We start from the raw sequence: 18,107 nt of genomic DNA, 5'->3' as shown, positions 1-18,107 counted from the left end.
ACGGGCGCTCCGAGAGCGCTGAGGGCGGTCGCGGGTCGTGTCCGGCTTCGCTACAGGCCGCGTTCATGCGCCGTTCAGGCGGGCATGGTCGGCTAGTGTCCATGCCAGACGCCCGAGGTAGCGCGTCGACCGCCGATCGATGGGACGAAACGTGACGAGCCGTACGGCCGAGTACCCCCGGCCGGACCACTTCCTCCTCCACATCAGCGACACCCACGTGCTCGCCGGTGGCGGCATGCTCTACGACCGGGTCGCGAGCGAGCGGCACCTGCAGACCCTCTTCGAGGAGTTCGAGGCATCCGGTGGCAGGCCCGAGGCGATCGTCTTCACCGGCGACCTCGCCGACAAGGGCGAGCCCGACGCCTACGACCGCATCCGCCGCATCGTCGACCCCGTCGCCGAGCGGCTCGACTCGCAGGTGATCTGGGTCATGGGCAACCACGACGAGCGGTCGTCATTCCGCCGCGGGCTGCTCGGCGAGCTCGGCACGAGCGTCGAGGGGGGCGGGGCTCGACCCGTCGACCGGGTCGACGACGTCAACGGGCTGCGCGTCATCACACTCGACTCCACGGTGCCAGGGCACCACCACGGCGAGATCGCCTCCGAACAGCTCGACTGGCTCGCCGAAGAGCTCTCGATGGCCGCGCCGCACGGCACGATCCTCGCCATGCACCACCCGCCCGTGCCGAGCGTGCTCGACCTCGCAGTCGCCGTGGAGCTGCGCGATCAGGGCGGGCTCGCCGAGGTCGTCGAGGGCAGCGACATCCGCTCGATCATCGCCGGTCACCTGCACTACTCGTCGACCGCGACATTCGCGGGCGTGCCCGTCTCAGTGGCCTCGGCCAGTTGCTACACGCAGGACCTCAACGTGCCCGTGGGCGGCACCCGCGGGCGCGACGGCGCGCGCGCCTTCAACCTCGTGCACGTGTATCCGACCACCGTGCTGCACTCGGTGGTGCCGCTCGGGTCGTACGCCGCGCTCGACTGGATCGACGCGGAAGAGAGCGCGCGGCGCCTCGCGGCCTCCGGCATCGGCATCGCGGATGCCGCGACCACGCCGGTGCCGAAGGACCCGCCGTTCACCATGCCGATCCCGGTGCTCGCCGGCTGAGCACGCCGCGCTCGCCGGGTCGTCGCAGCACGCCTCCGCAGATCCTCCGCGCGTCCTTCCTCACCGTGCGGGCGAACTGCCATACTCAGACGACTTCTCCCGACCGCTCCGGCCCTGCACGACGCGCGAGGCGAGCAGACGACCTGGGGAGGTGGCGTATGAGCACGGAGCTCGCCGCGATCATCGGAGTGGTGCTGGTTCTGGCCGACTGGGCGATCCGCATCGCCGCGCTCATCATCGTGCCGCGGGGGCGCAAACCCACCGCCGCCATGGCATGGCTCCTCGCGATCTTCCTGATCCCGTTCGTCGGCATCGCCTTCTTCCTGCTGATCGGCAGCGTGAAGCTGCCGAAGCGGCGGCGCGAGAAGCAGCGCGAGATCAACGCCATGATCGCCGCGAAGACCGAGGGCGTCGACCTCACCCCCGACCGTGCCACGTGGCCCGAGTGGTTCGCCACGCTCACCGAGCAGAACCGCACGCTCGGCGCACTGCCCCCGGCCGGCGGCAACACGGCCGACCTCATCGGCGACTACCAGGCCTCGATCGACGCCATGGCGGCCGAGATCGACACCGCCGCCAGGTTCGTGCACGTCGAGTTCTACATCGTCTCGTTCGACGACACGACGCGCGGCTTCTTCGCGGCGATGGAGCGCGCGGTGCAGCGGGGCGTCACCGTGCGGGTGCTGCTCGACGCGGTGGCGACGAACCGCACGGCCGATCACGACGCGACGTACGCCGAGCTCGACCGCATCGGTGCGAAGTGGAGCTCGATGCTGCCGGTGCGCCTGCGCAAGGGGCAGTACCAGCGACCCGACCTGCGCAACCACCGCAAGCTCGTGGTCGTCGACGGGCTCGTCGGATTCATGGGCTCGCAGAACCTCATCGCCCGCAGCTACAACTCGCCGAAGAACATCAAGCGGGGGCTCATGTGGCAGGAGCTCGTGACCCGGGTCACGGGCCCCGTCGTGACCGCGATCAACACGGTGTTCATGTCGGACTGGTACCTCGAGACCGACGAGATCCTCGGCGACGAAGAGAATGTTCCCGCCGCGGCCGTGCCGGCCAGCACCGCACGCGACGCGCTCGTCTGCCAGGTGGTGCCGAGCGGTCCCGGCTACGACGCCGAGAACGGCCTGCGGCTCTTCCTCACGCTCATCAACTCGGCGCAGCGGCAGGCCATCATCACGAGCCCGTACTTCGTGCCCGACGAGGCGATGCTCTACGCGATCACCTCGGCCTGCTACCGCGGGCTCGACGTGCAGCTCTTCGTCTCCGAGATCGGCGACCAGGGCTCGGTCTGGCACGCCCAGCGCTCGTACTACCGCGACCTGCTGCAGGCGGGCGTGAAGATCTGGCTCTATCCCGGCCCGTACATCCTGCACTCGAAGCACCTCTCGATCGACGACGAGGTCGCCGTGATCGGATCGAGCAACATGGACATCCGCTCGTTCAGCCTGAACTCCGAGGTGTCGCTGCTCGTGCGGGGCCGTTCGTTCGTCGAGCAGATGCGAGACGTCGAGCAGGGCTACCGCGACGCGGGCCGCCAGCTCACCCTCGAGGAGTGGGACCGCGAGCCCGGGTCGGCGACCTTCCTCGACGGGGTGGCGCGCCTCACGTCCGCGCTGCAGTAGCCGCGGCGACTCGCCTCAGGCGATGCGGTCGGGGGCAGCGGATGCCGCGGCGCCCACCTGCTCCGAGGCATCCGTCGCCGCCTTCTCCCACGGGGCCGGGAACGGGAAGTAGCGCTCGAGGAAGTCGATGACCGCCGCGGTGCGCTCCTCGACCGAGATCTCGGGGAAGCTGCCGTCGTTCAGGCAGAACATGTCGTGGTCGCGGTGCTTCAGGAGCTCCTTCATCGCGGGCAGCGCCTGGCGCAGCGTCGTCTCGACGTACTTGACGCGCGCGTCGGTCTGCACCACGGCATGCCCGGTGAGGAGCGAGTAGTAGTGGTACAGCGAGTTCGTCACCGAGATGTCGGTCGCCGAGCGGAAGCGGCTCGCGGCCGTGCGCCGGAACTCCTCGGGGAACGCGGCCTCGAGTTCGGCCATGACGCTCTTACGGAGCGGGGCGGCGCAGTGCTCGAGGTGCCGAGTCGTCACCTTGCCGAAGCGTTCGCGCAGGAGCGCACGGTTGACCCGGGCGGCGTTCTCGAACCCGCTGCGGCCGGCATGGGTCGACCCGAGCCCGATGCGGGTCGCGGCCTCGACGAACTTCGTGATGCCGCCGGGGGAGAAGAACAGCGACGGGCTCAGCGGTCGGCCGAAGAACATGTCGTCGTTCGAGTAGAGGAAGTGCTCGGCGAGGCCCTCGATGTGATGCAGCTGGCTCTCGACGGCGTGCGAGTTGTGCGTCGGCAGCACGGAGGTGTCGGCGAACATCGCCTCGCTCGGCACGATCGTGACCTTGGGGTGCTTCGCGAGCCAGGCCGGTGCGCCCGAGTCGGTCGCGATGAAGATGCGGCGCACCCACGGCGCGAACAGGTGCACCGAGCGCAGCGCGTACTTCAGCTCGTCGATCTGGCGGTAGCGGGCCTCGGAGTCGTCGCCCTCGCCGACGACGTAGCTCTGCATGCGCTTGGCCCGCTCGCGGATGAACTCGTCGCTCGAACCGTCGACCCAGGAGAAGACCATGTCGATCTCGAAGTCGACGTCGCTCGCGAGCGGCTCCCACATGTGCTCGAGGGTCGGCCAGTCGCGGCCGTGCAGGTGCACGACGTCGTCGGTCGTCTCGGAGCGCTGCAGGGTGCGACGCATGAGCACGTTCTCGGCGGGCGCCTCGATCATCTCGTCGCCGAAGCGCCAGAACTCGAGTTGCACGCCGGTCTCGCTGCCGTAGCGCAGGCGCCCGATCGGTTCGACACGGGGGCGGTAGACGCGCAGCAGGGTGGGCTTGCGACCGGCGGAGAGCCGGCCGTCGGCGAGCAGCACGGGGTGGGTCTCCGCGGCGCGCTTCGGGGCGAGGGTGGCGGCGTAGAACGGCTCGTCGGCGAAGGCCTCGGCGAACGCCCGGGTGACGGCCTTGCGTTCGGCGCGGTCGACGGCGATGATCGGCCGGTCGTCGTTGCCGCGTACGAGCAGGAACGGGATCCCGGCCTCGTCGAGCGCTGCGCCGAGCGCGAGCAGGTCTTCGACCATCGACTCCTGCGGCGTCATGTGCCCGTTCCGCAGGGCGTACTGGCCCTTGCGCAGCACGAGGTCGTCGCGATCGAAGCGGAGTGCACGACCGGCGGATGCCACGAGCACGAGTTCGGACGCATCGGAGAGCCGCATCGGCGGGGCGGGCGTCGCTTCCCTCCTCGCGAACGCGTGTCCGTCGTGCTGCTGCCGGTCAGGGGTTCGATCGCGGTCGGGTCTCGTCACGAAGCGGTGGCCTCCAGGGGGTGGGTGGGGCGCGGGTTGCGCGGTGCTCTGATTGTACGCAGCGCACGGCCGTCGGCGTCCGCGGCGGTCGCCCACTGAGCGCCGGTACTTCGATGCGCTCGTGGGTGCCGCATGACCACTCGTCGCAGCGCGGCGGGCGACGCCCTCACCGAGCTCGTGCTGCCGGTGTTCGAGCTCAACGGCGAGTTCCTCGAGGCCGCTCGCGACATCGCGGGGCCCGAGGGTCTCACACCGGCGCAGTGGCAGGTGCTCGGCGCGACCCTCGACGAGGGCCTTCCCGTCGCCGAGATCGCCCGCCGGGTCGGCCTCGGGCTCGCCAGGCAGAGCGTGCAGCGCACCGCCGACCTCCTCGTCGAGCGCGGGTGGGCCGAGTACGACGAGAACCCGCGGCACCGTCGCGCGAAACTGCTGCGGCCCACGGCGGGCGGTCGCGCGGCCGTCGAGCGCCTGGGCGCGGCCCAGCGCGCATGGGCCGACGCCGTGGGCGCAGCGGTGGGCGCGGCGGAGCTGCAGGCCGCCGTCGCGACACTGCTGCGCGTCGTCGACGCCTCGAGGCGGGTGCGCGGCGTCGCGGGCTGAGATCGCGGAGCCTGTGAGTTCCTTGAGGGTTTCTCACGTCGCGCGCGGGGCGGCGTAGCGTGAAGGGGTGCGGATCGCATCGTCGCCTCCGCACCGTTCCCCTACGACTCGGGAACGGCAGGAAGAAGGTCATCATGACCAGCCAGGCGATCTCGCCCCGACCTCCCTCGGCATCGGGCGGCCCGCCCGGCAACAGCGACTTCACCGACCTCGCCCGCATCGTGAAGTCCGCCGGCCTCATGCGTCGCAGGTACGGCTACTACTGGACGAAGCTCATCGCGGTGCCCGTCACGATCGGAGCCGCCGTCGTCGTGTTCGTCTGGATCGGCGACACCTGGTGGCAGATGTTCGTCGCCGCGGCCTTCGCGTTCCTCTTCACCCAGACCGCCTTCCTCGGCCATGACGCCGCGCACCGCCAGATCTTCCGTTCGGGCAAGTGGAACGATTGGACGAGCCTCGTGCTCGGCGGATTCGTCGGCATGAGCTACGGCTGGTGGCAGCACAAGCACACCCGCCACCACGCGAACCCCAATCAGATCGGGGCCGACCCCGACATCGACCTGCCCGTGGTCGCATTCACGCCCGAGCAGGCCGGCCGCGATCGTGCGGCGTTCTTCCGGTGGGTCATCGCCCACCAAGGGGTGTTCTTCTTTCCGATCCTGCTGCTCGAAGGGCTGTCGCTGCACGCCTCGAGCGTGCACCGGGTGCTCTCCCGTGAGCATCTCGCCCACCGACCGGTGGAGATCTCGTTCCTCGCGGTGCGGATCGTCGGCTACCTGACGCTCGTCTTCCTCGTGCTCTCGCCGGAGAAGGCCGCCGTGTTCCTCGCGATCCAGCTCGGCCTGTTCGGGTTCTACATGGGCATGTCGTTCGCCCCGAACCACAAGGGGATGCCGCTCGTTCCGGCGGGCATGAAGCTCGACTTCCTGCGTCGCCAGGCGCTCATGAGCCGCAACATCCGCGGCAACCGCGTGCTCGACTTCGCGATGGGCGGGCTGAACTACCAGATCGAGCACCACCTGTTCCCGTCGATGCCCCGGCCGCACCTGCGACGCGCTGCACCGCTCATCGCCGACTACCTGCACCAGCACGACGTGCCCTACACGCAGACCACCCTGTGGCATTCGTACGCGATCGTGTTCCGGTACATCAACCGCGTCGGCCTCGGCGAGCGCGACCCGTTCGAGTGCCCCCTCCTGGCGGTGCGGGCGAGCATCTGAGCCGTCGCGCGTGACGCCGCGTGACCTCGCGTTGACACGTGTGACGGCCGGCCTCGCGGCATCCGCTCGCCCTCTTTACGGTCGGGTCAGGAGGTCGACATGACACGACTCATCATCGGCGCGATGGTCAGGGCGATCGGCGCGTACCCCTCGGGGTGGCGATACCCGGGCGCCCACCGCGACCCGCGCGGCGACGCGGCCGTGCTGCGTCGCGCCGCCGAGGTGGCCGAGGCAGCGCGACTCGACTACCTGTTCTTCGGCGACTGGCTCGCGACGGGGCACGACCTCGAGTACCACGACCCCTACCTCGTCGCCCGGGTCGACCCCATCGCGGCGATCACCTACCTCGCGGGCGTCACCTCCCGCATCGGGCTCATCGCGACCGCGAACACGAGCTACTCCGACCCGTACACGCTGGCCCGTGCGACGGCGTCGGTCGACCTGCTCTCGGGCGGCAGGGCCGGCCTCAACCTCGTGACGGGCGCCGAGCCGCGCGCCGCCGCGAACCACGGCGTCGACTTCCACACCGCCAACGAGGCGCGCTACGACCGCGCGGTCGAGTTCGAGATCGTGCTGCGACGCCTCTGGGACTCCTTCGACGACGACGCGATCGTCGCGGATGCCTCGAGCGGCGTGTACCTCGACCCGCAGAAGCTGCACGCCACCGACTTCCACGGCGAGCACCTCAGCGTGACCGGTCCGCTCAACGTGCCGCGCCCGGTGCAGGGCCACCTGCCGCTCGTGCACGCGGGCATCTCGCCCCGGTCGCGACTCTTCGCCGCGCAGAGCGCCGACCTCGCGCTCGTCGCCGTCGGCGATCGCGAGCAGGCGATCGCGATCCGCGAGGAACTGCGCTCGCTCGCCTTCGAGTCGGGCCGCGACGACCGCACGCTGAAGGTCATCGCTCCGGTGCTGCCGATCGTGGGGGAGACGCGCGAGCACGCGCAGTCGATCGCCGACGAGCTCAGCGAACTCGTGCAGATCGCCGAGGACTGGCCCGGCGGCCCGCCCCCGGCGTTCCCGTCGAACCGTTCGCTCGCGCAGCTGTCGCTCCTCGTGGGGGTCGACCTCGCCGGGCTCTCGCCCGACCGCTCGGTCACGCCGCCCCTCGTCGCCGAGTTCAGCGACGCCGGGCAGGAGCTCGTCGAGATCGTCGCCGAGCGCACGGGGCGGAGCCTCTCGGGCGAGCGACCGCCCACCCTGCGGCATCTCGTCGTCGCAGCTTCGGTCAACGCCTCGATGATCGTCGGCACCGCCGACGACATCGCCGCCGAGTTCGAGGCGTGGGGCGACGCGGGGGCCGTCGACGGGTTCAACGTGCTCTCGGCGGTGCAGCCGCAGCAGTTCGAGGCGTTCGCGTTCCAGGTCGTGCCCGAGCTGCAGCGGCGAGGGCTCCTGCCGACGGAGTACGAGGGCGAGACGCTCCGCGAGCACCTCGGACTTGCACGGCCCGAGAGCGTGCACGCGGCCGGCGACCCGGTGGTCGCCGTCGGGCAGCGGCACGGGTCGCGCGGACGGCTCGCGTCGGCGCGGAGGCATCCGTAGCCCGCGTGCCCGCCCTTGTGTGTCGCAATGTGTCGCGGTGTGACCCTGCGCGGCGAGGGACGGTTGAGCGCGATTCCCGCGATCCGTAGCCTCATCGCACACACCCGCAATGGAGGAGCACCCGTGACGGTCACCGAGCAGTTCGCGACGCGCGAGGCCGCGCGCCGAGCGCCGGCGACGCAGGCGACGGCGACGGATGCCGCGGCTCAGCCCCGCCCTGCCGGCCCGGGCCCGCTCGCGGTGCTCGCCGACGCGGGCCTCGAGGTGCCCGTGCTGGGCGGCCGGTTCGTGCGGCACGTGAACCTCGACGTCGCGGCGTCGGCGCCCGCCCTCGAGGTCGTGGCGCAGCAGGTGACGCGCGTGCTGCCGTACTACGCGAGCGTGCACCGCGGCTCGGGGTACCCGTCGCAGCTGTCGACCTCGCTCGTCGAAGACGCGCGGCTCGCGGTGGCCCGTCACGTCGGCGCCCGCGACGACGACCTCGTGATCTTCACCCGCAACACGACCGACGCCCTGAACCTGCTCGCCGGCGCCGTTCCCGGCGACACCGTGGTGCTCGACCTCGAGCACCACGCCAACCTGCTGCCCTGGCGGTCGCGCCGGCTCGTCGAGGGGCGGGCGACGATCGCCGCGACCCTCGAGGCCCTCGACGCCGAACTCGCCCGCACGCCGGCCGCGCTGCTGTCGGTGACCGGTGCGTCGAACGTCACGGGCGAGGTGCTGCCGATCGACCGGCTCGCCGAGATCGCACACGCGCGTGGCGCGCGCATCGCCGTCGACGCGGCGCAGCTGCTGCCGCACCGCCGGGTCGACGTGGCGGCATCGGGCATCGACTACCTCGCCTTCTCGGGTCACAAGGCCTACGCGCCCTTCGGCGCCGGAGCGCTCGTCGGCCGGTCCGACTGGCTCGACGCCGCACCCGCGTACCTCGCCGGCGGCGGCGCCGTCGACGCGGTGCGGGCCGACGGCGTCGACTGGAAGCACGGCGTCGAACGTCACGAGGCCGGCACCCCCAACGTCATCGGCGCCGTCGCGCTCGCCAGGGCGCTCGCCGAGCTCGATCGGCTCGGCGACGACGCCCGCCATGACCACGAGCAGGCGCTCACCCTCCGGCTGCACGAGGGGCTCGCCGCACAGCAGGGGGTGCGCGTGCTCAGCGGGTTCGGCGACGGGCTCGGCGACCGCCTCGGCATCGCGACGATCGAACTCGAACGCGGCTCCGTCGGCCTCCTCGCCGCAGCGCTCGGTGCCGAGCACGGCATCTCGGTGCGCGCCGGCCGGTTCTGCGCGCATCCCTTCTTCGAGCGCACGGCGACCCGGGCGAACGGCCTGCGCGCGAGCCTCGGCGCCGGCAGCTCGGCCGACGACGTCGACCGGTTCCTCGACGCGCTCGCGACGCTCATCGCCGACGGCCCGGCCCACGCCTACGACCGCTCGCCCGAGGGCTGGTGTCCGCGCGTCGACGACCGCCCTCGCCCCGATTTCGCCCTCGCCTGAGACCACTCCGCGGGGGCTCTCGCATGTCGCCGGGGACCGGGGCGCAGGGGCATCCGTCACCGAATCGATACGCAACGGCCGCCCGTCGTAGACCACACTTGGCGCATGGGATCAGCGTTGACCACCATCGGACTCCCCGTCGCCCTCGGCATCATCATGTTCGGGCTCGGACTCTCACTCACCCCGGGCGATTTCGCGCGGGTGGCGAAGCATCCGAAGGCGGTGATCATCGCCCTCGTCTGCCAGCTGCTCGTGCTGCCGGCGCTCTGCCTCGGCCTCGTGCTCGTCTTCCAGCTGCCGCCGGTGCTCGCGGTCGGCATGATGCTGCTCGCCGCGTCGCCCGGCGGCACGACGGCGAACCTCTACAGTCACCTGTTCCGCGGCGACGTCGCCCTGAACATCTCGCTCACGGCGATCAACTCGGTGCTCGCCGTCTTCACCCTGCCGCTCATCACGAACCTCGCGATCGCGTTCTTCCTGCCCGGTGACGACGGGCTCGGGCTGCAGCTCGCCAAGGTCGTCGAGGTGTTCGCGATCGTGCTGCTGCCCGTGCTGCTCGGCATGCTCGTGCGCTGGTGGCGCCCCGGCTTCGCCGACCGCATGGACAAGCCCGTGCGCATCGCATCGGTCGTGATCCTCGTGATCGTCATCGCCGGCGCGATCGTCTCGAACCTCGACCTGCTGCTCGAGAACTTCGGCAGTCTCGCGGCGATCACCGTGCTCTTCTGCGTGCTGAGCCTGACGATCGGCTACCTCGTGCCGCGCATGCTGCGCGTCGGGCCCGCCCAGTCGATCGCGAGCTCGTTCGAGATCGGCATCCACAACGCGACGCTCGCGATCGTCATCGCCCAGACCGTCATCGGCAGCGTCGAGATGAGCCTGCCCGCCGCGGTCTACGGCGTGCTGATGTTCTTCGTGGCGCTCGGCTTCGGCTTCCTGATCCGTCGGCGGGGCCCGGCACCCGAGCGAGCGGATGCCGCGGCCGACGCGATGCCGGCCGCTGCGCAGGCCGACGCGGGGGAGCCCGCGAGCTGACCTCCGGCATGCCGGCGCACCGGTGCCGGCGACCCGCGCGGATTCGTAGACTGGGCGGGTCACGCACGGAGGGGGAGGCATGCAGCCGCTCGACGAGAACGACGTCCGCTCGCTCTTCGGCAATGCGAACGCCGCCGAGCTCGAGCAGCTCGCGCTTCCGGTGCGCTTCTTCGTGACCGAGTGGGCGCCGCTCGACGCGTTCGGCTGGCGCGACCCCCGCATCCCGTCGCGCGGCTACCTCGTGACCGAACTCGATGGGCTGCCCGTCGGCATCGTGCTCCGCGCCGCCGACCGCACCGGCTCGCATCATCGGGCCGCCATCTGCAACCTCTGCCACACCCACCAGCCGGGCGACCAGGTCGAGCTGTTCTCAGCCCGCCGGGCGGGCGCGGCCGGCGAGCGCGGCGACACCATCGGCACCTACATCTGCGCCGACCTCGCCTGCCAGGAGACCGTGCGCCTCGGGCGCCCGCCTGCGCCGTCGGAGGTGCTGCCGAGCGCCCACGAACTCGAGCGCATCGAGGGGCTCGCCCGTCGCACACGGGCGTTCGTCGCCGATGTGCTCGGCGTCGGCTGATCGATCAGGCGTCAGGCGGCGGCATCCGGGACCGGCGCGAGCGTCGGCCGCTTCGCGGCGCGCCCGTCGCCCGATGAGCGGCCCGTGAGGCGGCGGCCGATCCACGGCAGCACGAACTCGCGGTAGTACGCGGCGGTATTGCGGCTCTTGGGGCCGGCGGGCGCCGCAGCGACCTCTTCGACGCCCCACTCGACCGGCACGGCCACGCCGAGTCCGGTCAGCACGTTGCTCGCGACGCGCGCGTGGCCGAGGGCGTTCAGGTGCAGCTTGTCGGGCGACCAGTAACGGATGTCGCGGAGGCCCAGATCGTTGAAGTTGTCGACGAACGTGACGCCGGGGCGGTCGGCGAGGTCGACGAGCGCGGCGGTGAGGCGTGCGCCGCGCGCGTCGAACACCTTGCCCATGGGGATGTGGTCGGTCGGGTTCGCGCCGCTCAGCATGAGCACGTGGATGCCCTCGGCGCGGATGCGCTCGATCGCGTCGCGGAACCGCGTGGCCGTGACCTGCTCGTCCATGCGGGGGCGCAGCATGTCGTTGCCGCCGCCGTTGAAGCTCAGGAGCTCGGGGCGCAGGGAGATCGCCGCGTCGAGCTGCTCGTCGATGATCGGGCCGAGCTTGCGACCGCGGATCGCGAGGTTCGCGTAGCCGATGGGCTCGCGCGCCGCGGCGGCGAGGCCGATCGCCACGAAGTCCGCCCAGCCTCGCACCGAACCGTCGGGCAGCTCATCGCCGACGCCCTCGGTGAAGCTGTCGCCGATCGCCGCGTAGGAGTGGAACATGCCACCACGTTATCGCGGGCCGCCGGCAACGCGGCAGGGAGGCCGCGGCTCAGGTCGCCTGCTGCTCGTGCTCGAAGACGCAGTCGGCGCCGGGGAAGAGCAGCGTCTCGTGACCGTCGTCGAACCGCACGAGGTAGGGCGGGCCGCCGTCTTCGCCGCGCACCTCGAGGATCTCGCCGCGACGCGGCGCCTGGCCGACCTGCTTGCCCTGGATGGTGAGGTGTTCTCCGACGGTTGCGTGCATCGCGTCCTCCTCCGAGTTCTTCCAGCGTACGCCGGTGGCCGCGACCGCGGTAGGGCTGCGCCTCGGGCTGCGCCGGGCGTCGATGCGACCCTTCCCTCGGACGCGTTCGGCGGCTAGGGTGGCCGAGTGGGTCAAACGTCCCACTTTCGAGCAGAGCGGATGCCGCGTCATCCGCTCACCGCCGCCAGTCGACGAACAGCGAGGTTCCCCATGGCCGATGCCGCCACCCCCGACACCACGGCCGAGACGCTGACGTTCCCGAAGGGATTCCGCTGGGGCGCCGCCACCGCGGCCTTCCAGATCGAGGGCTCGACGAGCGAGGGCGGCCGCGGCGAGTCCATCTGGGACGTCTTCACCCGCACGCCCGGCCTCGTGATCGACGGCTCGAACGCCGAGCTCGCCGCCGACAGCTACCGGCGCTACCGCGACGACGTCGAGCTGCTTGCCGGCCTCGACGCCGACGACTACCGCTTCTCGATCTCGTGGCCGCGGGTGCAGCCCGGCGGCACCGGCCCCGCGAACGAGGCCGGGCTCGCGTACTACGACCGCCTCGTCGACGAGCTGCTCACCGCCGGCATCGCGCCGGTGCCGACGCTTTACCACTGGGACCTCCCGCAGGAGCTCGAGGCCGCAGGCGGCTGGCTGAACCGCGACACGGCCTACCGGCTCGCCGAGTACGCGGGGCTCGTGGTCGACCGCCTCGGCGACCGCGTGCAGCGCTGGATCACCCTCAACGAGCCCGCGATGACGACCCTGCAGGGCTACGCGCTCGGCAGCCAGGCGCCGGGCCACGCGCTCATGATGGGTTCGCTGCCGACCGCCCACCACCAGCTGCTGGCGCACGGCCTCGTCGTCGCCGCGATCCGCGAGCGCGGCGACGCCGAGGTCGGCATCACGAACAACCACACGCTGATGGTGCCGGCATCGGATGCCCCGGCCGACCAGTTCGCGGCCGGCGCCTTCGACCTGATCTACAACCGCATCTTCGCCGACCCGGTGCTCACGGGCGCCTACCCCGACCTCTCGGGCTTCGGCCTGGAGGCGATGCCGGGCCTCGAAGACGGCGACCTCGAGCTCATCGGTGCGCCGATCGACTTCTACGGCATCAACTTCTACAACCCGACGCTGGTTGCCGCGCCGAGCGAGGGCTCGGAGTTCGCCGCAGCGGGCCTGCCGTTCGAACCCGTCGAGTTCGAGAACGTGCCGACCACGGGCTTCGACTGGCCGATCATGCCCGAGACGTTCACCGAGCTGCTCGTCTCGTTCGCACGCGACTACGGCGACCGGCTGCCGCCCGTCGTCATCACCGAGAACGGAGCGTCGTTCCCCGACGAGGTCGTGGGCGGTGCCGCGACCGGAGCCGTGCACGACGAGCGGCGCATCGACTACGTCGACCGGCACATCACGGCGGTGCGGCGCGCGATCGACCAGGGCGTCGACGTGCGCGGCTACTACCTGTGGTCGCTCACTGACAACTTCGAGTGGGCCGAGGGGTACACGCAGCGGTTCGGGCTCGTGCACATCGACTTCGAGACCGGCGAGCGCACGCCGAAGGACTCGTACGCCTGGTACCGCGACCGAATCGCGGCGTCGCGCGGCTGAGCCGCTTGCGGCGCGTCCGCGACTCAGGAGATCGCGCGCTGGTCAGGATGCCTTCGGGCGATCCGTCCTGACTGGCGGGCTATCTCCTGAGAGCGAGTCGTCAGTCGACCGCGAGGAGCGCCGCCCACAGGTCGGCGCGGGCGTGGAAGCCCGAGAGGTCGCGGCCGAGCAGCCGCTCCGCAAGGGCGATGCGGCTGCGCACCGTGTGCCGGTGCACGCCGAGCGCCTGCGCGGTGGCGTCGAACTGACCGCCGTGCTCGAGCCAGGTGCGGGTGGTCGTGAGCAGGGCGGTGCCGCTCTCGGCGTCGTGCTCGGTCAGCGGGGCGAGGGTCGCGAGCGCGACCGCGCGGGCATCGGTGCGGGCGAGGAACGCGAGCACGCCCTGCCGACTGATCTCGTCGAAGTGCACGACGCCCGAGCCCGACTCGCGGGCCCGCTCGACGGCGCGCAGCGCCTGCTCGTGCGCGAGTGCGATGCCGCCCGTGCCGATCGGATCAGAGAGGCCGACCGGCAGTTCGAACTCCGCGGCGAGCTCGTCGGCGAGGCCGGAGTCGGCCTCCTCCAGCACGAGCACGAACTGCTCGTCGTCGCGGCCGAAGAAGAGCCGGCCGCCCCGCTCCTCGACGCGCAGCTCGAGCAGCTCGGTCAGTCGGTCGACGCCCGTGAGCGGGGCATCCGTCACGGCGATGCGCATGGGCGCCGACGGCAGAGGCCCCCACATCTCGGTCGCGACCCGCTCGGCGAGCGTCAGGTCGCCTGCGAGGATGCCGCGGAGCAGCCCGGATCGCAGGTGGCCGCGTGCCCGGTCGAGGTCGCGGTTCTGCTCGAGCGCGAGACCGGCGAGCGCGATCACCGAGGTGACGACCTCACGGCCGGCCTGGTCGAGTTCGGGGGAGTCGCCGATCGCGAGCACCCCGCGGAGCGCCCCGCCGCCGCCGAGCGTCTGCAGGGTCATGCGCTGCGGTGACTGCGTCGAGTCGCCGGCGACCAGCGTGCGGCTGGCGCGCTGGCCGCGGCGCAGCATCGATCGAGCCTCGCCCACGACCTCGCCGAGGAGCGGCTGACCGAGGCCGTCGAGCGGCGCTTCGCGGTCGAGGGACCCGGTCGCGTCGATGAGCCCGACCCAGGCGCCGAGACGATGGGAGAGCTCGGCGAGGGTGGCCGAGAGGCCGTCGGGGCGCAGTGCCGCGAGCGAGATCGCGCGCTGCGCGTTCAGCGCCCAGGCCTGTCGTGCGTAGGCGTCTTCGGCGATGAGGTCGGCGACCGTGCGGGCGATCGCGATGAACGGCACCCGATAGGGCACCTCGAAGAGCGGCAGGCCCTGCGCGGCGCAGGCCTCGACGAGCGACTCGGGGGTGCCCTCGCGGATCACCTCGGTGCCGAAGCCGAGGGCGGCGACGCCGGTCTCGCGGAGGCGTTCGACATACGCGGCGGCGAAGCCGGTCTCGGCGTCGTCGCCGAACTGCGTGCCGGTCGTCAGCAGCACGTGGCCGGCGTCGAGGAACGGCGTGGGGTCGGCGAGGTCGGAGCTGTGCGCCCAGACCACCCGCGCCGCGAGCGCGCCCTCGGGCAGCTGCGCGGCCGGGGTGAGGAGGCCCAGAGCGAGCTCGGGGCGGTCGAGCAGGGTCTGCACGGTCGGCTGCACAAGGGCTCCTTCGGTGGGCTTCAGCCGCCTCGAGCGGTGAGCGCGTGGTGTACGTCATGTCGAAGAACTGCGCCTCAAGTGTACAGGCGGGCGCTGAAGCATCCGCTCGGCCCGACCTAGCATTGGCGGCATCCGCCACCGTCGTCACCCCGCATCGGAGCACTCATGACTCTCGTCGACACCCCGGCCACCATGACCGGAGGACCCGCGCTCGCCCAGGAGCGCCGTCTCGTCACCGCCATCCCCGGCCCGCGCTCGCAGGAGCTCATGGCCCGCAAGGCCGCAGCCGTCGCCTCGGGCGTCGGCCACACCCTGCCCATCTCGGTCGTCGCAGCGGGCGGAGGCGTCATCGTCGACGCCGACGGCAACTCGCTCATCGACCTCGGTTCGGGCATCGCCGTCACCGGCGTGGGCAACTCGGCTCCCCGCGTCGTCGAAGCCGTCACCGCGCAGCTGAACTCGTTCACCCACACGTGCTTCACCGTCTCGCCGTACGAGGGCTACGTCGCCGTCGCCGAGAAGCTGAACGACCTCACCCCCGGCGACCACGTCAAGCGCACGGCCCTCTTCAACTCGGGCGCCGAGGCCGTCGAGAACGCGGTCAAGATCGCCCGCCACTTCACGAAGAAGCAGGCCGTCGTCGCGTTCGACCACGCCTACCACGGCCGCACGAACCTCACCATGGGCCTCACCGCGAAGAACATCCCGTACAAGAGCGGCTTCGGGCCGTTCGCCTCCGAGGTGTACCGCGCGCCCCTCAGCTACCCGTTCCGCGACGGCGGCCTCTCGGGCGCCGAGGCCGCGGCCCGCGCCATCTCCGTCATCGAGAAGCAGATCGGCGCCGAGAACCTCGCCGCGATCATCATCGAGCCCATCCAGGGCGAGGGCGGCTTCATCGTCCCCGCGCAGGGCTTCCTCCCCGCGCTCGTCGAGTGGGCGAAGCAGAACGACGTCGTCTTCATCGCCGACGAGGTGCAGACCGGCTTCGCCCGTACCGGCGCCTGGTTCGCGAGCGAGCACGAGGGCATCGTGCCCGACCTCGTCGTGGCGGCCAAGGGCATCGCCGGCGGCCTGCCGCTCTCGGCGGTCACCGGCCGTGCCGACATCATGGACTCCGCGATGGCCGGCGGCCTCGGCGGCACCTACGGCGGCAACCCGCTCGCCTGCGCCGCGGCGCTCGCCACCATCGAGACCTACGAAGCAGACGGCCTCATCGAGCGCGCCCGCGAGATCGGCGCCGTGCTCATCGGCCGCCTGAACGCGCTGCGCACCGCCGACCCCCGCATCGGCGACGTCCGCGGACGCGGCGCCATGGTCGCGATCGAGCTCGTCGACCCCGCCACCGGCGCCCCCGACGCCGCGCTCACGAACGCGGTCGCGAAGTACGCCCACGCCAACGGCGTCGTCGTGCTGACCTGCGGCACCTACGGCAACGTGATCCGGTTCCTGCCCCCGCTCACCATCTCCGACGAACTGCTCATCGACGGCCTCTCGGTCGTCGCGGAAGGACTGAAGAACGCATGACCGACCTCCTGGCGGCGACGACGACGTCGACCGCAACGGATGCCTCGGCGAGCCCGCTGATCGCAGCGGGCTCCGCCGCGCAGCACATCGCGACGCCCCTCACCGACGCGCGCGCCCAGCTCGCCGAGGCGGTCGGCCTCCTCGGCTACACCGACGGCCTGCACCAGATGCTCGCGACTCCGCGCCGCGAGCTCACCGTGTCGGTGCCGCTGCGCATGGACTCCGGTGAGAGCCGGCTCTACATCGGTCACCGCGTGCAGCACAACTTCTCGCGAGGCCCGGCCAAGGGCGGCCTGCGCTACGCGCCCAACGTGAACCTCGACGAGGTTCGGGCCCTCGCGATGTGGATGACCTGGAAGTGCGCCCTGCTCGACGTGCCGTACGGCGGCGCGAAGGGCGGAATCGCGATCGACCCCCGCGAGCACTCCAAGGCCGAGCTCGAGCGCGTGACCCGCCGCTACACGAGCGAGATCCTGCCGATCATCGGCCCGGAGCGCGACATCCCTGCGCCCGACGTCGGCACCGACGAGCAGACGATGGCCTGGATCATGGACACCTACTCCGTGACCAGCGGCTACACGGTGCCCGGCATCGTGACCGGCAAGCCCATCGCGCTCGGCGGTTCGCAGGGGCGGGCGAGCGCGACCTCGCGTGGGGTGACCCACATCGCGCTCGCCGCGCTCCGCCACCGCGGCATCGAACCGTCGCGGGCGACCGCAGCGGTGCAGGGCTTCGGCAAGGTCGGTGCGGATGCCGCGCGGTTCCTCTCCGAGGCCGGCGTGCGCGTCGCCGGAGTGAGCGACCAGTACGGCGCCGTGTACAACGCGACGGGCCTCGACGTCGAGGCGCTCACCGACCACGTGCGGGCGACCGGCTCGGTCGTCGGCTTCGCCGGTGCCGAGGCGATCGACGGCGCGCAGCTCCTCACGCTCGACGTCGACCTGCTCGTGCCGGCCGCCGTCGAGGGCGTGCTGCACGAGGGCAACGCGGCGGCCGTGCGGGCCACCGTCATCGTCGAGGGCGCCAACGGCCCGACGACCCCCGGAGCCGACAGCATCCTGCGCGAGAACGGCGTGCTCGTCGTGCCCGACATCCTCGCGAACGCGGGCGGCGTCATCGTCTCGTACTTCGAATGGGTGCAGGCGAACCAGGCCTACTGGTGGCGTGCCGACGAAGTGGAGTCCAGACTGGAGGAGCGGATGCTCAGCGCGTGGCAGCACGTGCTGGGATACGCCGAGGCGCGGGGGCTCTCGCTTCGCACCGCCGCGACGGCGCTCGCCGTCGAACGCGTCGCCGAAGCGCACAAGCTGCGCGGCCTCTACCCCTGATCGCGAACGCCGCACCGCTCTCGACACCGTCACCCCGACAC

Annotated in this window: 15 protein-coding genes; 11 read left to right on the top strand and 4 right to left on the bottom strand. The window is 71.6% G+C overall.

The features are described 5' to 3' along the window. Positions 1-151: 151 nt before the first annotated feature. The gene (locus JOE59_RS13430) at positions 152-1,111 is read left to right on the top strand and encodes a phosphodiesterase (RefSeq protein ID WP_204461186.1); all 960 of its coding nucleotides are present in this window, start codon (positions 152-154) and stop codon (positions 1,109-1,111) included. Positions 1,112-1,269: 158 nt separating this feature from the next. Then, positions 1,270-2,742, top strand: coding sequence for a cardiolipin synthase (gene cls / locus JOE59_RS13425; RefSeq protein WP_204461185.1), 1,473 nt, complete (start codon positions 1,270-1,272; stop codon positions 2,740-2,742). Between the two features lie 15 nt (positions 2,743-2,757). Here the strand turns inward: cls and JOE59_RS13420 are convergent, their stop codons facing one another. Further along, on the bottom strand, positions 2,758-4,380 hold the full coding sequence (locus JOE59_RS13420; RefSeq protein WP_204461184.1) for a stealth family protein: 1,623 nt from the start codon (positions 4,378-4,380) through the stop codon (positions 2,758-2,760). 222 nt (positions 4,381-4,602) lie between these two features. Here JOE59_RS13420 and JOE59_RS13415 point away from each other — a divergent pair, with 222 nt between their 5' ends. The 6 genes from JOE59_RS13415 (at position 4,603) to JOE59_RS13390 (ending at position 10,944) form a co-directional block, all read left to right on the top strand. Further along, a complete protein-coding gene (locus JOE59_RS13415; RefSeq protein ID WP_204461183.1) occupies positions 4,603-5,070 on the top strand; it encodes a MarR family winged helix-turn-helix transcriptional regulator in 468 nt (155 codons plus the stop codon). Between the two features lie 134 nt (positions 5,071-5,204). Then, positions 5,205-6,290 carry a fatty acid desaturase family protein gene (locus tag JOE59_RS13410; protein WP_204461181.1) on the top strand — a complete coding sequence of 362 codons (1,086 nt, stop codon included), beginning with the start codon at positions 5,205-5,207 and terminating at the stop codon, positions 6,288-6,290. A 99-nt stretch (positions 6,291-6,389) separates the two neighbouring features. Continuing rightward, positions 6,390-7,835: an NtaA/DmoA family FMN-dependent monooxygenase gene (locus tag JOE59_RS13405; RefSeq protein WP_204461180.1), complete on the top strand. Its 1,446-nt coding sequence runs from the start codon at positions 6,390-6,392 to the stop codon at positions 7,833-7,835. 123 nt (positions 7,836-7,958) lie between these two features. Further along, positions 7,959-9,332 (top strand): aminotransferase class V-fold PLP-dependent enzyme, encoded by a 1,374-nt coding sequence (locus tag JOE59_RS13400; RefSeq protein WP_204461173.1) that lies wholly within the window; start codon positions 7,959-7,961, stop codon positions 9,330-9,332. A 105-nt stretch (positions 9,333-9,437) separates the two neighbouring features. Next, positions 9,438-10,367, top strand: coding sequence for a bile acid:sodium symporter family protein (locus JOE59_RS13395; RefSeq protein ID WP_204461172.1), 930 nt, complete (start codon positions 9,438-9,440; stop codon positions 10,365-10,367). A gap of 79 nt (positions 10,368-10,446) precedes the next feature. Next, positions 10,447-10,944 (top strand): FBP domain-containing protein, encoded by a 498-nt coding sequence (locus tag JOE59_RS13390; RefSeq protein WP_204461171.1) that lies wholly within the window; start codon positions 10,447-10,449, stop codon positions 10,942-10,944. Between the two features lie 11 nt (positions 10,945-10,955). Here the strand turns inward: JOE59_RS13390 and JOE59_RS13385 are convergent, their stop codons facing one another. Both JOE59_RS13385 and JOE59_RS13380 read right to left on the bottom strand, forming a co-directional pair. Next, positions 10,956-11,723: an SGNH/GDSL hydrolase family protein gene (locus tag JOE59_RS13385; RefSeq protein WP_204461170.1), complete on the bottom strand. Its 768-nt coding sequence runs from the start codon at positions 11,721-11,723 to the stop codon at positions 10,956-10,958. 49 nt (positions 11,724-11,772) lie between these two features. Next, the gene (locus tag JOE59_RS13380; RefSeq protein ID WP_204461169.1) at positions 11,773-11,967 is read right to left on the bottom strand and encodes a DUF1918 domain-containing protein; all 195 of its coding nucleotides are present in this window, start codon (positions 11,965-11,967) and stop codon (positions 11,773-11,775) included. A 210-nt stretch (positions 11,968-12,177) separates the two neighbouring features. Here JOE59_RS13380 and JOE59_RS13375 point away from each other — a divergent pair, with 210 nt between their 5' ends. Further along, the gene (locus tag JOE59_RS13375; protein WP_204461168.1) at positions 12,178-13,569 is read left to right on the top strand and encodes a GH1 family beta-glucosidase; all 1,392 of its coding nucleotides are present in this window, start codon (positions 12,178-12,180) and stop codon (positions 13,567-13,569) included. 100 nt (positions 13,570-13,669) lie between these two features. On the opposite strand, the gene JOE59_RS13370 is transcribed toward JOE59_RS13375, so the two are convergent. Beyond that, the gene (locus tag JOE59_RS13370) at positions 13,670-15,214 is read right to left on the bottom strand and encodes a PucR family transcriptional regulator (RefSeq protein WP_204461165.1); all 1,545 of its coding nucleotides are present in this window, start codon (positions 15,212-15,214) and stop codon (positions 13,670-13,672) included. A gap of 165 nt (positions 15,215-15,379) precedes the next feature. On the opposite strand from JOE59_RS13370, the gene gabT reads away from it, so the two are divergent. Beyond that, complete coding sequence (gabT, locus tag JOE59_RS13365) at positions 15,380-16,738, top strand: 4-aminobutyrate--2-oxoglutarate transaminase (protein ID WP_204461163.1); 1,359 nt, start codon at positions 15,380-15,382, stop codon at positions 16,736-16,738. Continuing rightward, positions 16,735-18,066 (top strand): Glu/Leu/Phe/Val family dehydrogenase, encoded by a 1,332-nt coding sequence (locus tag JOE59_RS13360; protein WP_204461160.1) that lies wholly within the window; start codon positions 16,735-16,737, stop codon positions 18,064-18,066. Before gabT ends, JOE59_RS13360 begins: the two co-directional genes overlap by 4 nt. Positions 18,067-18,107 lie beyond the last annotated feature (41 nt).

The sequence above is a fragment of the Agromyces cerinus genome, from assembly GCF_016907835.1.
GTDB lineage: Bacteria > Actinomycetota > Actinomycetes > Actinomycetales > Microbacteriaceae > Agromyces > Agromyces nitratus.
This window is presented reverse-complemented; position numbering and strand designations above follow the sequence as displayed.

What these genes read in the sequence shown, in the direction of transcription:
- JOE59_RS13390 (WP_204461171.1), top strand. Translation starts at nt 10,447, where the DNA reads ATGCAGCCGCTCGACGAGAACGACGTCCGCTCGCTCTTCGGCAATGCG.
- JOE59_RS13420 (WP_204461184.1), bottom strand. Translation starts at nt 4,380, where the DNA reads ATGCGGCTCTCCGATGCGTCCGAACTCGTGCTCGTGGCATCCGCCGGT.
- JOE59_RS13405 (WP_204461180.1), top strand. Translation starts at nt 6,390, where the DNA reads ATGACACGACTCATCATCGGCGCGATGGTCAGGGCGATCGGCGCGTAC.
- JOE59_RS13375 (WP_204461168.1), top strand. Translation starts at nt 12,178, where the DNA reads ATGGCCGATGCCGCCACCCCCGACACCACGGCCGAGACGCTGACGTTC.
- JOE59_RS13395 (WP_204461172.1), top strand. Translation starts at nt 9,438, where the DNA reads ATGGGATCAGCGTTGACCACCATCGGACTCCCCGTCGCCCTCGGCATC.
- JOE59_RS13360 (WP_204461160.1), top strand. Translation starts at nt 16,735, where the DNA reads ATGACCGACCTCCTGGCGGCGACGACGACGTCGACCGCAACGGATGCC.
- JOE59_RS13410 (WP_204461181.1), top strand. Translation starts at nt 5,205, where the DNA reads ATGACCAGCCAGGCGATCTCGCCCCGACCTCCCTCGGCATCGGGCGGC.
- JOE59_RS13380 (WP_204461169.1), bottom strand. Translation starts at nt 11,967, where the DNA reads ATGCACGCAACCGTCGGAGAACACCTCACCATCCAGGGCAAGCAGGTC.
- JOE59_RS13385 (WP_204461170.1), bottom strand. Translation starts at nt 11,723, where the DNA reads ATGTTCCACTCCTACGCGGCGATCGGCGACAGCTTCACCGAGGGCGTC.
- gabT (WP_204461163.1), top strand. Translation starts at nt 15,380, where the DNA reads ATGACTCTCGTCGACACCCCGGCCACCATGACCGGAGGACCCGCGCTC.
- cls (WP_204461185.1), top strand. Translation starts at nt 1,270, where the DNA reads ATGAGCACGGAGCTCGCCGCGATCATCGGAGTGGTGCTGGTTCTGGCC.
- JOE59_RS13415 (WP_204461183.1), top strand. Translation starts at nt 4,603, where the DNA reads ATGACCACTCGTCGCAGCGCGGCGGGCGACGCCCTCACCGAGCTCGTG.